The organism is Mycetocola sp. 2940, from assembly GCF_040548835.1.
Classification (GTDB): domain Bacteria; phylum Actinomycetota; class Actinomycetes; order Actinomycetales; family Microbacteriaceae; genus Mycetocola_A.
Genome location: NZ_JBEPSK010000001.1, coordinates 435,485 through 448,256 on the forward strand (window position 1 = coordinate 435,485; position 12,772 = coordinate 448,256).

General features: G+C 64.4%; 12 protein-coding genes. 7 read left to right on the top strand and 5 right to left on the bottom strand.

All coding sequences use genetic code 11. The features are described from left to right. Positions 1-46: 46 nt before the first annotated feature. The gene (locus tag ABIE24_RS02080) at positions 47-1,066 is read right to left on the bottom strand and encodes an alpha/beta fold hydrolase (protein WP_354496308.1); all 1,020 of its coding nucleotides are present in this window, start codon (positions 1,064-1,066) and stop codon (positions 47-49) included. Positions 1,067-1,355: 289 nt separating this feature from the next. Here ABIE24_RS02080 and ABIE24_RS02085 point away from each other — a divergent pair, with 289 nt between their 5' ends. Continuing rightward, positions 1,356-2,339: a TolB family protein gene (locus tag ABIE24_RS02085; protein WP_354496310.1), complete on the top strand. Its 984-nt coding sequence runs from the start codon at positions 1,356-1,358 to the stop codon at positions 2,337-2,339. Positions 2,340-2,572: 233 nt separating this feature from the next. On the opposite strand, the gene ABIE24_RS02090 is transcribed toward ABIE24_RS02085, so the two are convergent. Next, the gene (locus ABIE24_RS02090) at positions 2,573-2,788 is read right to left on the bottom strand and encodes a hypothetical protein (RefSeq protein WP_354496312.1); all 216 of its coding nucleotides are present in this window, start codon (positions 2,786-2,788) and stop codon (positions 2,573-2,575) included. A 305-nt stretch (positions 2,789-3,093) separates the two neighbouring features. Between ABIE24_RS02090 and ABIE24_RS02095 the strand changes: the two genes are divergently transcribed. The 5 genes from ABIE24_RS02095 (at position 3,094) to ABIE24_RS02115 (ending at position 5,475) form a co-directional block, all read left to right on the top strand. Further along, entirely contained in the window at positions 3,094-3,288 is a 195-nt protein-coding gene (locus ABIE24_RS02095) for a hypothetical protein (RefSeq protein ID WP_354496314.1), read from the top strand. A 19-nt stretch (positions 3,289-3,307) separates the two neighbouring features. After that, entirely contained in the window at positions 3,308-3,814 is a 507-nt protein-coding gene (locus ABIE24_RS02100) for an anthrone oxygenase family protein (RefSeq protein WP_354496316.1), read from the top strand. A gap of 24 nt (positions 3,815-3,838) precedes the next feature. Continuing rightward, positions 3,839-4,255, top strand: coding sequence for a pyridoxamine 5'-phosphate oxidase family protein (locus ABIE24_RS02105; RefSeq protein WP_354496318.1), 417 nt, complete (start codon positions 3,839-3,841; stop codon positions 4,253-4,255). Positions 4,256-4,349: 94 nt separating this feature from the next. After that, positions 4,350-4,787 carry a VOC family protein gene (locus tag ABIE24_RS02110; protein WP_354496319.1) on the top strand — a complete coding sequence of 146 codons (438 nt, stop codon included), beginning with the start codon at positions 4,350-4,352 and terminating at the stop codon, positions 4,785-4,787. Positions 4,788-4,866: 79 nt separating this feature from the next. Continuing rightward, positions 4,867-5,475, top strand: a complete 609-nt coding sequence (locus tag ABIE24_RS02115) for a hypothetical protein (protein WP_354496321.1) — start codon at positions 4,867-4,869, stop codon at positions 5,473-5,475. A gap of 362 nt (positions 5,476-5,837) precedes the next feature. Here the strand turns inward: ABIE24_RS02115 and ABIE24_RS02120 are convergent, their stop codons facing one another. The 3 genes from ABIE24_RS02120 to ABIE24_RS02130 form a co-directional block, all read right to left on the bottom strand. Next, the gene (locus ABIE24_RS02120) at positions 5,838-6,842 is read right to left on the bottom strand and encodes a DUF808 domain-containing protein (protein WP_354496323.1); all 1,005 of its coding nucleotides are present in this window, start codon (positions 6,840-6,842) and stop codon (positions 5,838-5,840) included. Positions 6,843-6,947: 105 nt separating this feature from the next. Further along, positions 6,948-9,275, bottom strand: coding sequence for a PEP/pyruvate-binding domain-containing protein (locus tag ABIE24_RS02125; protein ID WP_354496325.1), 2,328 nt, complete (start codon positions 9,273-9,275; stop codon positions 6,948-6,950). Positions 9,276-9,286: 11 nt separating this feature from the next. Next, on the bottom strand, positions 9,287-12,439 hold the full coding sequence (locus tag ABIE24_RS02130) for an AAA family ATPase (RefSeq protein ID WP_354496327.1): 3,153 nt from the start codon (positions 12,437-12,439) through the stop codon (positions 9,287-9,289). Here ABIE24_RS02130 and ABIE24_RS02135 point away from each other — a divergent pair. Beyond that, positions 12,391-12,735, top strand: a complete 345-nt coding sequence (locus ABIE24_RS02135; protein WP_354496329.1) for a hypothetical protein — start codon at positions 12,391-12,393, stop codon at positions 12,733-12,735. The two genes, ABIE24_RS02130 and ABIE24_RS02135, sit on opposite strands and share 49 nt — an antisense overlap. The last annotated feature ends 37 nt before the right edge of the window (positions 12,736-12,772 follow it).

A 12,772-nucleotide genomic window follows, 5' to 3' on the forward strand; every position in this document is an offset into this window, starting at 1 on the left:
AAAAATACGGCCCGTCCCGCCCCGGACGAACGCACTGTTCGAGCTTTCACCGGCCTGCCGCAGCGAAACTGAGGAACTCGTCGATGTGCTCGGCAAGAACTTCGGACTGAGTCCAATGGAGATAGTGACCACCGTCAAGTTCGATCAATTCTCCGCGCTCAAGGTTCGCCAACTGAGCCTCGTGGAGTTCCCTCCATCGCGGCTGATTGCCCTCCTTCTTGATGAAGAAAAGCACCGGCAGGTCGGCCGGGTAAGTCATGTCGCGGACCGCTTCGAAGTTCTGCGCGCCATGGTTCGCCTCGTCCAGCACGGCGGCGTTCCCGAAGTTCCAGTTCTTCATCGACCGCATTTGCTCCCGCTCCCGTGCGGTGTATGCGTCCCCATCGGGATCAATCAAGGACGGCGCCACGGCCGAGGCCACCCGAAGCAGCCCGGTGGCCGCCAACAGCCGGTTCAGGGGGCTGCCTTGCCCGGCAAGGCCGTTGATCTGGCCGGGGACGGAGGAGTCGATGCCGATGACAGCGGAGACTTCGTCGCGATACCGGTTGGCGTAGTAGAGGTTGTAAATCCCGGCGATGGAATGGCCCAGCAGGATGTAGGGCTCGTCGACCCCGACCTGCTCCAGGGCCTGATGCAGTTCGGCGGTGATGTTTTCGACGGTGCGGGGCGGTGCGGTGTGGTCGCTGTAACCGTAACCGAAACCTTCGACGACGACGGTTCGGTAACCGTCGAGCTCGCGGATCAGTGGAGCGTAATCGAGCGCGGGGGAAGCAGTGCTGTAACCACCGAGCATGACGATGGTTGGTCCGCTGTCGCCGTGTCGGTAGACGTTCAGGGCGCCGCCCGCCACGTCGACGCGTTCGCCGTAGGCGACGACGTTCGAGCGCTCGACCTGATCGAGTGCGGCGTTGGTGATGGTCGAGACGAGGAGTAGAGCCAGTACGACAAGGACGGCGATGCCAATGGCACCGACCACGCGTCGTCGACGGGACGGTCGTGATTTCTGCGACGGCTTGTCTTCAGAGTTCGATGTTCGAGGACCAGCGTGGGCCGATGTCGCGCTCATGATTGTTGTCCTAACGGGTAAGCCGACGACATGCAGGCATTAAGGCCTGATAGGGGAAACTAGGCACGTTGATTTGCGATCGTCAAGGGGAAGAAGGTGTCCACCCTGCCGCCCCTATGTTGAGACACGTGCGTGACCGAGCTCACCCCTTGCGTGCCTCGATTTCACAGGGTATTCATGAGACGTTCAGGCTCACACGCGGCCGGTCGACGCTTCGGTCGACGATCGCAACATGGCGTCGGAGGCGGATATGCATCGTGCAAGATGTAGACGCCTGGTGGTAGTAGCTATGGCGACCCTTCTCTGTGCCAGCGGCTGCACGCTCCAGACCGAAGCAGATTCGCCCGGCTCTGTTGAGACCGATGCCGACTCGACCGATACAGACCTGTGCAGCAAAGCGGTGACATCTCCGACGGTCGACCCCGCGGCACGTCCCATCGCGTTCACGTCCGATCGCTCGGGCAGCTTCGATCTCTGGCTCATGGGGACCGACGGCTCGGATGTTATCCAGCTGACCAATAGTGATGAGGCGGAGGCCACACCTTCATGGTCTCCGGACGGGGAGCGCCTAATCTTCATGTCCGCGGTCGACCTTGAAATCAGCAGGGCCGACATTTGCGTTATCAACGCCGACGGGACGGGGCTACGCAACCTGACCGACACGGCAGACGTAAACGAAATCACGCCGTCGTGGTCACCGGACGGTGCGCAGATCGTGTATGGGACGTTGCAGGGTGATGCCGCCCAGATCCATGTGATGAATAGTGATGGCGGCGAGCGTCACCTGCTCACTTCTGACGGCACCTGGCCGAGCTGGTCGCCCGACGGCCAGCGCATTGTTTTCAGCACGAGTCGCGGCGGGTCTCAAGAAAGCCTCTGGACTGTGAACCGGGATGGCAGCGGCGAAGCTCTCCTGGCAGACGGCGAGAGCGGGTTGGCCGAACCTGCCTGGTCTCCGGACGGAAAATCCATCGCGTATGTCGCCACAACCGGTGACCCCAACGCCTCCGATCCAGTGGAATGGAACGACGACATCTTCGTGATGGCGGCTGATGGAGGCCCCGGTCGACGGATCACAAGGCTTCCGGGGAACGATCATTGGCCCCCTGCGTGGTCGCCCGACAGCGCGAAGCTGGCGATCACTGCGGACGGCAGCGAGAACGTTGGCGAGATCCTTGTAATCGATCTGTCTACCCTCGCGACAACCAATTTGACCGACAGCAAGGCGAATGACATGTTCCCCGCGTGGCGTCAGTGGCCAGCCGTGCCTTAGGTGCGTACACGACAGCCAAGGATGAGACACCTTACGAATCGACCGTATCTCTCTGCGTCAACGGTGACTCAGTCGGGATAGAGACCTGTTCCCCGGGCACGCGGCGAATCAACTGAACAGCCATCCAGAGGCACGACGAGAAGGAGAAAGCTCGGGATGGGGGGACGCTCCTGCAGGAAGGGGAACGAAGATCACCAGTTGAGACAGAACGAACAACGACGGAACAACGATCGCTACCAGTCGACTTCGCCAGAGGGTGAGGCGAGCATCGACAGCCTAAGGATGATGCCTCCGAGGCCGACGAGCAGCGGGATGAGGAATGCCGGCGAGCCGTACAGTTCCCCAGCCAGTGTGACGGCAGCGTCGGTGTCCATGCTCGAGGTGATCAGGATGGAGGCCACAGCCGTTTCGAATCCCAGAACCTCGAACACCGCGACCGCTACTCCCATCCCTGTGATTAGGCCGATAGCGCACAGGGTGGGGCCGTGCGTATCCCACTTGAACCTTCCGGTGACCGGCGCATCGAGTTGAAAACCAACTTGTCGACAGACCGCATGCGAGGGGAATGACTAACCGTACCCGCCCAGCGCTTATGTGATCACGTCCACCCACTGACTGCGAGCGAATCAGATTGATTCCACGATCGGTGTCCTCGAACGCGTTCTCCGGATCGGTGGGGAGGGTCTTGGCCAGAGAGGCGACCAAGGCTGTGCGGGTAGCTGGTTGCGCAACCGCCGGCAGGTATACGCTGTGGATGTTATCTACCGAAGGACTCGCCGTGTCTCACCACAAACACCGCTCCTCTCCAGAGCACACCTCCGGCCCCGACGAGCCGACCATCCCGGAACTCGAGATCGACGAGACCGTCGCGCCGCGTCCGGAGGAAGATATCGCTGACGTCCTGCGTGCGGAGCCAGACGTCGAAGACCATAGCGAACACCACAAGTGAGACCCCAGTAGTTGCAATCGTGAACAACGGACTCCCAGCGGTTCTGGAGCGTGCCACCCCTGGCGTGCTCTTCGTGAGCCTGCTGCTGGTCGGGCTGACAGCCGGAAGCTTCCTGGCCACCCAGCTCGGACAGGTGCGCGTGCAAAGCCGCCTGGATGCCCGTGACTTCGTCCTGGTCAAGCGCAGCTTCGAGGAAGCGCTCGGCCGTATGATGCCCGCTCTCACGATCGCGGCTGGTGCGTCGCTGCTCCTGCTCGTCATGACGGTGTGGTCCACGGGTCCAGTACGGTTGACGCTGGCGAGTCTGGCCGCCCTGTGCTGGATCGGTGCGGTGGTGGCGACCCTGGTCTTGAATGCGCCGGTCAATGCCCTCGCGACTGAGTGGAGCCAGGAGTCGCCACCGGCGAACTGGGAGGCGCTCCGCGACCAGTGGCACCTCGGCCAGACCATCCGCACGCCGCTGGCCGTGGTCTCCTTCGCTCTCGTCACATTGACCGCCGTCCTTCCCGGCATGGGACCTGAGTGACGGGGCGCCTGCGAGAATGAACGGATGACTTCGTGGACACCCGATTGGACACTCTTCCCCTCGCTCCTCCTGAACTTCTGGACGGAACGGCACCTGTGCACTCTTGCGTCCGTTCGGCCTGACGGCAGGCCCCACCTTGTTCCGGTCGGTGTCGCTTTGGACCTCGACGAGCAATGTGCCTGGGTTATCACCAACGAAAGCTCACGAAAGGTCAGGCATCTGGCTGCCGACGACAAGGTGGCCGCATGCCAGGTGAATGGGCGGCACTGGTCGACGATCGAGGGCACAGCACGCATCGTGACCGACGACGTCTCGATCGCGCGCGCCGTGTCCTGCTACTCCGCGCGATATCGCGAACCTCGACCGAACCCCTCGCGGGTCGCTCTCCGGATCGAGATCGACCGCTTTCTGGTGTCTCCTGGCTTTCTCCCGGCCAGTTGAGCCGGCGCCGGCGATCGTTCGCGCCGCTCGTCCGGATGGCTGATGCTCCCGACCCACTGGAACCAATCGGCGCGGGCTTGGTAGCGTGCAACGCATGGCCATCAAACTGGAGAATGTGGGCATCGCCGTTCGCAACCTCGAAGAAGCAATCGCCTTCTTCACCGACCTCGGACTCACGCTCATCGGCCGTGACACCGTCAGTGGCGAGTGGACCGACACTGCCGTCGGCCTTGACGGCAACCACGCCAGGATCGCGATGCTCCAAACGCCGGACGGCCACGGTCGCCTCGAACTCTTCGAATACATCCACCCCGATGCGATCGAAACTGACCCCACTCGCCCGAACGAGATCGGCATGCACCGCGTCGCCTTCTCCGTCGACGACATCGACACAGCACTGGAGATCGCCGCGAAGCACGGCTGTCATCCGCTTCGCGGAGTGGCGACGTACCAGGATGTCTACAAGCTCACGTACGTCCGCGGCCCCAGCGGCATCATCGTGATGCTCGCGGAGGAGTTGAAGAAGAGCTGACGACCGGATCGGCGAATCCCGCGCCCAGTGAAGCTTTACGATAACCGGCCACCACGATAATGGCTGACATCATGAGGCTATGACTTTGTACTCCGACTTCGGCCCGCGCAGGGCCCGTCAGATCTCCGGTGATGTGCTCGCCCTCTCCCTGATTGGCGCGTGGGTGTGGCTGGGCCTCACCGTGTACGAACTCGTCGAGAATCTCGCCGGGTTCGGGGAGCAGATGGAAGAGGCGGGCGCGGGCTTCGAGCAAACCATGACGGAGGTCGGCAGCGCTCTCGGCGGCATCCCGCTCATCGGAGGCGGGATCAGAGCGCCATTCGACGATGCGAGCGGTGCTGGTGGGGCGCTCGAGGCCGCAGGGCAAAGCCAGCAGATCGCCATCAACCAGCTCGCCACGGGCCTGGGCGTCGGAATCGCCGCCCTGCCGATAGTGATGATCCTCGTGCTGTGGCTCGTGCCGCGTATCCGGTTCGCTCGAAAGGCCGGTCAGGTCAGGGCGGCGGTGAAGTCCGGCGCAGGAATTGACCTTTTCGCCCTGCGCGCCCTCGCCACCCAGGAGGTTTCGACGCTTTCGAAGATTGATCCGGACGCGGTCGGCGCCTGGCGGCGAGGTGACGAGGCCGTCATGCGTGCGCTCGCTCATCTCGAGCTGAAGAACTCGGGCGTGCGCCTCCCAGGACGGTGAATCGGGGCGATATTAAAGCGGGAAGGTCCCGCCATGAGCGAGGCCTTCCCTGCCTGCTGACGCTATACCTTTTCCAGAGTACGGTCAGCCTTCGCCTCCTCGGTCGTGCGTCCACGTCGACCGATCGAGAAAGTCCAGAATCTGGACCTTTCTGGCCGGACCTGGGTCGCCGAGAACCCTTCAGGCACAGTCTTTCGGGGCTCTTCCCGGGCGATATCGTTCTGTACAGACTTCTCGACATCTTCATGCCACGAGTAGCACATCACCAGCCTCCTTAGGATTGGAAGTCCGTTAATCGTCCTCCCGTTTGGCCGATTAGTCGACCTTTTCCGTCCATTTCGGTGGAGACGAGCCGGGCCGGATTAGTGCTGGGTCGGTCGGTAGCCGGCCATTGCGGCCCGCACGTCGCCTTCCTCGTGCTTGCCCTTGTCTCTGCCGAAGGGCAGCACCTTGAGCAGCGGGTGCAGGACGGACATGACGACGATGCCCCAGACGAGTCCGAGGACGGCCGAGCACAGAGTGTTCACGAGCCACGCCAGGAACCCGCCCACCACCGGGACATGGGCGAAGGGGCTCTCGAGGAGATGGACCAGGTCATACGGCAGGTGCCAGCCGAGGTCATATGCTCCCTGCAGCATGATGTGACCACCCACCCAGAGCATGGCGATCGTCCCGATGAAAGTGATCGCGGCCAGCACGGCCGGCATTCCCTTGACCAGCAGCTCGCCCAGACGCTGGGAGCCAGCAGAGTCCCTGGTGGTCAGATGCAGGCCGATGTCGTCCATCTTGACGATGAGTGCGACGGCGCCGTACACGATGACCGTGATGGCGAGTGCGACCACGACCAGGATGATTGCCCGGGCCCATAACGACTCATCGGCCACCTCGTTCATCGAGATCACCATGATCTCGCAGGACAAGATGAAGTCAGTGGTGATGGCGCCCTTGGTTACCTTGGCCTCCGCTTCGGGTCCCCGTTCGAACGCCGGCGTCTTTTCCTCGGCGGCGTGGCCGCGGAGTTTGTGCCAGACCTTTTCGGCACCCTCGTAGCAGAGATACGTGCCGCCCAGCATGAGGATGAATGGGATGACCCACGGTATGAAAGCGCTGATGAGCAGCAGTGCGGGCAGGATGATCAACAGTTTGTTCCGGAGCGAGCCCCAGAAGATCCGCTTGATCATCGGCAGTTCGCGGGACGGGTCCGCGCCGGACACATATTGCGGCGTGACCGCGGCATCGTCGATCACCACTCCGGCGGCCTTCACCCCCGCCTTGGCGGCACCGGCAGCGACGTCGTCTACCGACGCGGCTGCGATGCGGGCCAGGGCGGCGACATCGTCCAGCAGAGCGACGAGACCGCCGCTCACAGATCACTCCCGTGCTGCTCGAGGGCGGACGGCTGGGCGTGGCGGCCTCGCGAGATTGGCATACTCGCAGTATATGGGAATGGGTTACAGGCAGCAGATCGGTAGTCAGTCGTGGAGAGTGATGTCCCCCGTCAATCCGTTGACCGTGACGATTGTTCCATCGTCGATGATCCTGGTCGCGTTTCCGGTGGCGACCACTGCGGGGATCCGCTGTTCCCGGGCGATGATGGCCGGGTGAGACAGGGCTCCGCCCGCGTCGGTGATAACCGCGCCGACAAGGGCGAAGACCGTCGACCAGGAGGAGCGGGTCGTCGGGCAGACGAGCACGTCGCCTGGCTGGATCCGGGAGAATTCCCGCTCATTGGCAACAATGCGCGCCGGCCCGGTGTACGTCCCCGCAGATGCCGGCGTACCCGTCAAGTGCCCGTTGTCCGCAGTCTGATTCTGGGAGCTCCCCTCCGGCGCGACGAGTCGCTGGCCGGCGCGCATCATGATCCTGGTGAGGTCCCGTACTTCTGGCGGCAACCATCTGGTGGACGGTGGGGGTGGCGGGGGCGGCCCGTAGCTTGGCGGCCCGGGATGCGTCAGAATCCAGGCTCGTTCGCCGCGCCTGCGGAGGACGGTCTTGTGCATGTCTCCGCAGGTACCGTTCAGCCATTCCGTGACTTCATCGAGAGTGCAGTAGAAGGCGTCATCGACTGCAGTAATGGCGCCGGCTCGTTTCATCCTGCGGCCGGCCTCGAGGACCGCGTACCGGACGAGCGCCAGCTGGGAGTCCACGGTGTAGAAGACGTTGTGTTCCCTGAGCGGGTAGGCACGAAGGGCACGTTCGAGCAGCGTGTCGAACGTTTCCAGGTCCGCACCTTTCAGTTGGTCCCGCGCCCGGGCTGCTGTTTCCTCACGGAGGCGTTGATGCTCCTTCGACGGGTCACCCCTGCCGGAGTCTGCCATTGCGTCCAGTTGCGCGGCGATGAGCCCCGGGCTTTCCCCGAACGTGGGTTCGGCAAGTTCGGTGGAGAGGGCTCGCGCGCCGTAGACGCGCCGGTACTCTTCCAGTGCACCCAGCTTCGCGGCAGGATCCAGTCCCCGATCGGCAATGCGGCGAAGTTCCCGTGCCGGCTCGGACGACATCTCGGAGGTCCCAGCCAGGAGGTTCAGCACCTGCGGGTAGTTCCACCCGAGATGCTCTTCGCAGAAAAGCTCCAACCGAGTGGTCTCGAGGAACTGAGGCATTGACGTAAGGAAGTGCAGGGGTATCGTCTCGACCAGGAATTCGCGTGTCGCGGCCAGGTGGGAGGCCAGCTCTCCGTCGGTTAGTGCGCCGAGATCCGTGTCCCTGAGGCTCTCAATCCTGGCGCGGAGCCTGTGCACGTGGCGGTTGTTCCACTCGTCCACGACGCGAGCGGTGAGGTCGTCCTCGCGCTGCTGCCGGGCGGACCGGATACGGCGGCGTCCCTCAGGGATCAGGCGCAGCATCAGGCCCAGCGCCCAGCCCGGCAGCGGCGGGGCTTTGTCGCTCTTGGGCTCCATTCCGAGCGGAAGCATTCCGATGTACGTCCAGCCGCCGATTTCGCGGACCGAGAACTGCGCGATGAGGCCGAACCTCTTGGCCATGTGGGTCATGCCGGGTTGGACGTCCAGGACGGAGGCGGTCATCGGCGTCAGCGGAGCCGGCGCGTGGGTGGATTCGCGTTCCCAGTACCCGTGCGGCACGATGACCGGCACGGGCACCGGTTCCACCAGGGTGGTGATGGGTCGCGCCTGGAGGAGATATAGCCGGTCCCCGGCGAGGGCCCATTCGATGTCCTGGGGAGCGCCTTCGGCGGCTTCGACGTCCCGCGCAAGCTGAGCGATGCGCCGGGCATCGTCCTGGCTGATCGCGTCGGCGGCTTCGTCGGTGAATGCGGAGCCGTCGGCGTGAACGGTCCACGATTCTGGGGTGAGTTCGCCGGAAACGAGCCGGTCACCGAGTCCGGGGAGCGCATTCACGATCGCCTCGTCCCGAGCTCCGCTGACGGGGTTCGCGCTGAATGCCACTCCTGCGGCGTCAGCGTGGACGAGTTCCTGGATGAGGACTCCCATCGCCGAGCCGTCAGCGGAGTCCAGAACATCCCGGATGGCTGCGGCCAGCGCCATCCTGCCACGCACACCGAGAACTGTCGTGAACTTCCCGGCAAACGATTCCTCGTCGGTGTCTTCGTCGCTGGAGGAGGAGCGGACGGCGAGGTCGACATCCCCGAGGACCTCGCGGACAGAACGATCAGCAAGATCGAGTTCTTCCTCCGTGAAGTCCGCCCCGTCGGCGGAGAGGACAACCCCGGCTGGGATCGTGAATTTGCCCTTTTTCGCAAGGCGGGCGAGGGTGGCTGCCTTCCTCCCCCAGAGAGCGGGGTCGGCGGGCTGAAGGTCCTGGAGTGCTGCGATGGTTTTCATGTCCACTATCGTCAGGGTCCGGGCCGAAGCCGGGTATCAGTACCAGTACTGAATTCAGGGATGTTCTCGGAAGCCCAGGTCGAAAGCCCGGAACGCGCGCTGACGCCGAGCCGCTGGTACGCCACGTGGAGGTGGGTCTCGACAGTTCGTTCGCTCAGGAACAGCTGGGATGCGATCTGCGCGTTGGACAGCCCCTCAGCGGCCAACCTCACGACGTCCACCTGGCGCGGGGTGAGAACCGAATCGCCCCGACTGGGCCTGTCCTCCGGGATCCGGTGGTGTCGTGCAAGACTGCGCGTTCGCTGCAGCCACCATTGGACCTGTTGTGAACGGAAGTACACCAGAAGCTGGCGAACGGGATCGGCGGCGGACCGTGCGTCCAGCAGGGTTTCCGCCCACTCCAGCCGTGTCTGCGCGGCGTACAGGCGCAGCCCGAGCGTGTCGAGGGTGTCCGCCGCCCGCAGCAGCAGTTCCCCAGCTTCCTGTATGCCGCCTTGCTGCAGCAGCGTCAACCCACGCAGGCGGACACCGAGGGCTGCCAATGCCGGAGATTCCACAGGTTGAGCGGCTAACTCGTCCTGCCGCCGGGCAGTGAGCTTTGCGTCTCCGTGCTTCAACGCAGCGAGGCCGGAGAAGAAGGGGAGCATGGCGATTGTCTGAGGATAGGTTCCCCAGAGCTGGATGGCTCCTGACAGGGCCGAGGAGGTCGCGGTGCCGAGTTGGACCGAGATGACGGCCCGCGCGTAACGGGCAAGTGAGTTGAGTCCCGCGTCCTCCTCGATGCCCGCGGCATACGATCGCTGTGCGTCGGCGAGGGAGGCGCGCGTACCTGACGCGTCACCTCGCTCGGCTCGCAGCAGTGCGGTGACCAGGGCGGTCTTGGCCTGCGTACGTGAGGATGCCGCCGACACGGACGACAGGGCGGCCACCTGCCGGTGATGTTCCGCTGCGATGAGGTCCCCTTGCGCGTGGCTGAGCAGGGTGAGCCAGGTCTGGGTGGCGAACTCGGGTGCTGGCAGATCCATCGCATGCGCATCCCTGAGCATCTCCCCGCCTGCCTCTGCGGCTCGGTCCATGTCTCCGCACAGCGGGGCGAATCGCAGGAGCATGACGGAGGCGAGCGTGCGGACATCCACCAGTCCCACATCCCAGGCAGCATCCCGCGCCGCACCAGCATGGGCAGCGGCCCGCCGGTGTTCCCCGTCCAGAGCGGCATCGGCGCAACGGCCGAGCGCAGCGACAGCCTCCCCCTCCTTGCCGAGCCGCGCGCAGCCCATGGCCTCCCGTGCGGCGGCGCGGGCTTCCCGGTTGGTGCCGTGCCTCGTGCACCAGATCAGTTTGTTCAGGACCCTGTACGAAGGATGATGAAACGGAGGGATGTCCACCGGGGGTGATCCCGGGATAGGTTCGGATGTCGCTGGAGCGTACTTTCCTGTCTCCCACGACGTAAGGCCGATCTGGGTCCGTGCGGAGGCGAGGGCGCCTCGTGGAGTTCGCTCCGCGGCTTCCAGCTCGAGCGCCCGGCTCAGACTGGCATCCGCGCCCTCGAGGTCACCTAACTCTTGCTGGGCCGCCGCCAACTGCTCGTACCGCAGCTGCAGCTCTGACGGTTCTGCTGTGAGAGCGGGAATGGCCAGAAGTTCGGTGAGGAAGAGGGCCACGTCATCGCTCCCTGCGGTGTGGCAGTCAGCAGCCGCCCCGAGAATCTCCGCGACCTCAAAGGGTTCCATCTCGTCTCTCATGGCCAGGCACTGCGCGGCCAGGACCACCGGGTCCCGCTTCTGCGCTCGGATCACGGCCATGAGCCTGCGCCTCATCGCACGCTGCTCCTGCGCGGAAACAGGTTCCAGAAGAACCTGTGCAAAGGCGGGGTGTCGAAGCGCCAGCCGCTCAGGAGGTCCGGGACGCAGTTCAGCCAGTCCGACATCTACCAGCCGTCGGAGATCCTGATCCCCGTCCCGGTGACCGCGCCGTCCTCCGTCCCTGACCGCCTCCATCAACGATTCCGGGACGACGCCCCTGTCTGGAGAGAGAGCGAGTAGTTCGACGAGTTCCTGTGATGACTCGTCGAGTTCCGTCGCCAACTCATCCACGAGCGACCGCATTTCACGCGGCACCTCAGGGGGGCCTGGCGTGCCAGGGCTGGAGAGCGCGCCAGCCAGGTAGACGGGCAGGCCGTGTGCTTCCTTCAGGAGTTGGGCCGCGTTACGCCTTTCTCCCAGGGGAGCCGCACGAGCGACAAGTTTCGCCGCGGCAGCAGTATCAAGCCGGGCGAGACGCACAATCACCGCGCCCGATCGAGCGAATTGTGCTCGTAAACGCCTCACATCGGCCGTCGCCGCGACGTCCCGCCCGCTCAGCAGGATCAGGGTTTGTCTGCCGGCCATCCGGTCGGCGAGCACGGCGAGGATGCGGGCGCTGGGAGCATCCACGGATTCGATCGAGTCGACGAACAACACCACACGATGGTGGGCGGACAGGCGCCGGAAAAACTCACTCACGGCATCCGCGAGCAAGACCTCTGCCGGCTCCGGCAGAACGGAGAATCCACTTCTCAGCGGCAACACTGCGTCAAGAGCCTCGAGCCCGGAGGGAATCGCGGCCCGATCCGAAGAACTGATCTGGTCGAGTGCCGATCGCAGCAGCGCTGACACGGCAGCGTGCCTGACCTCCCGGGTCGCCGGTCGGCACTGTGCCCGGACCACGACCACGCCCTGACTTTGTGCGTCAGCCAGGACCTCCGCACATAGTCGTGACTTACCGATGCCCGCTTCGCCCTCGACAAGGGCCAGCCCACCGCCACCGCCACCGCCGGCGCCGGCGCATGAGTCGATCGCCCCGCGAAGGGCATTGAACTCTGCAGACCTCCCGACAAACGGAAGCCGAGTTGGACCTCGCACGCGACCAGAATGCCACGTACCGGGTTTATTCTGTAGGGCCCTCGGTCGACCGAAAGGGCGCTGTTGGAACGTGTCCGGCCTTCGCCGGCGTCCCCCGAGTCCAAGCGGGGATTGACGGTGTTTCAAACGCGATGCTAGCTTGCGGTGTCGGCGGCCGTTCGGGCCGCCGTCGGCGTCACCTCTGTCGTTCCCTGCAATGGAAGGGTCGTTCCAAAATGAGCACAAAGAAATTCGTCGGCGCGGCGGGACTCGTCGCTGTCGCATCCGCGGTCGTCGTCCTCGCTACGGCGGGTCCGGCAGCGGCTGATCACACCCATGTCAAGGAGACCGGGAACGGGCGCTGTGTCGTGATCGCCGAAGGCGCAGGCGAAGAGTCGGTCGTTCTGCCCGCGGCCGTGTTCGAGCAGAATCCAAACGTCGACGCCCCCCAGACTGCTGGGCGCATGCACCCCCTGCATGTGCTCGTGCACCTGGGTAACGCAGGAGAGCAGCAGGCCCTTTATGTGCTCGGCTCCCCCGCCGCACTCGCCGCCTGCGGCACGGACTTCGTCAACAGGTAGCCGCCGCGTCGCGCGGAGACAGAGCCGTCGCCCCACG

What these genes read in the sequence shown, in the direction of transcription:
- ABIE24_RS02115 (WP_354496321.1), top strand. Translation starts at nt 4,867, where the DNA reads ATGACTTTGTACTCCGACTTCGGCCCGCGCAGGGCCCGTCAGATCTCC.
- ABIE24_RS02135 (WP_354496329.1), top strand. Translation starts at nt 12,391, where the DNA reads ATGAGCACAAAGAAATTCGTCGGCGCGGCGGGACTCGTCGCTGTCGCA.
- ABIE24_RS02090 (WP_354496312.1), bottom strand. Translation starts at nt 2,788, where the DNA reads ATGGGAGTAGCGGTCGCGGTGTTCGAGGTTCTGGGATTCGAAACGGCT.
- ABIE24_RS02095 (WP_354496314.1), top strand. Translation starts at nt 3,094, where the DNA reads ATGTTATCTACCGAAGGACTCGCCGTGTCTCACCACAAACACCGCTCC.
- ABIE24_RS02125 (WP_354496325.1), bottom strand. Translation starts at nt 9,275, where the DNA reads ATGAAAACCATCGCAGCACTCCAGGACCTTCAGCCCGCCGACCCCGCT.
- ABIE24_RS02130 (WP_354496327.1), bottom strand. Translation starts at nt 12,439, where the DNA reads ATGCGACAGCGACGAGTCCCGCCGCGCCGACGAATTTCTTTGTGCTCA.
- ABIE24_RS02105 (WP_354496318.1), top strand. Translation starts at nt 3,839, where the DNA reads ATGACTTCGTGGACACCCGATTGGACACTCTTCCCCTCGCTCCTCCTG.
- ABIE24_RS02110 (WP_354496319.1), top strand. Translation starts at nt 4,350, where the DNA reads ATGGCCATCAAACTGGAGAATGTGGGCATCGCCGTTCGCAACCTCGAA.
- ABIE24_RS02085 (WP_354496310.1), top strand. Translation starts at nt 1,356, where the DNA reads ATGGCGACCCTTCTCTGTGCCAGCGGCTGCACGCTCCAGACCGAAGCA.
- ABIE24_RS02080 (WP_354496308.1), bottom strand. Translation starts at nt 1,066, where the DNA reads ATGAGCGCGACATCGGCCCACGCTGGTCCTCGAACATCGAACTCTGAA.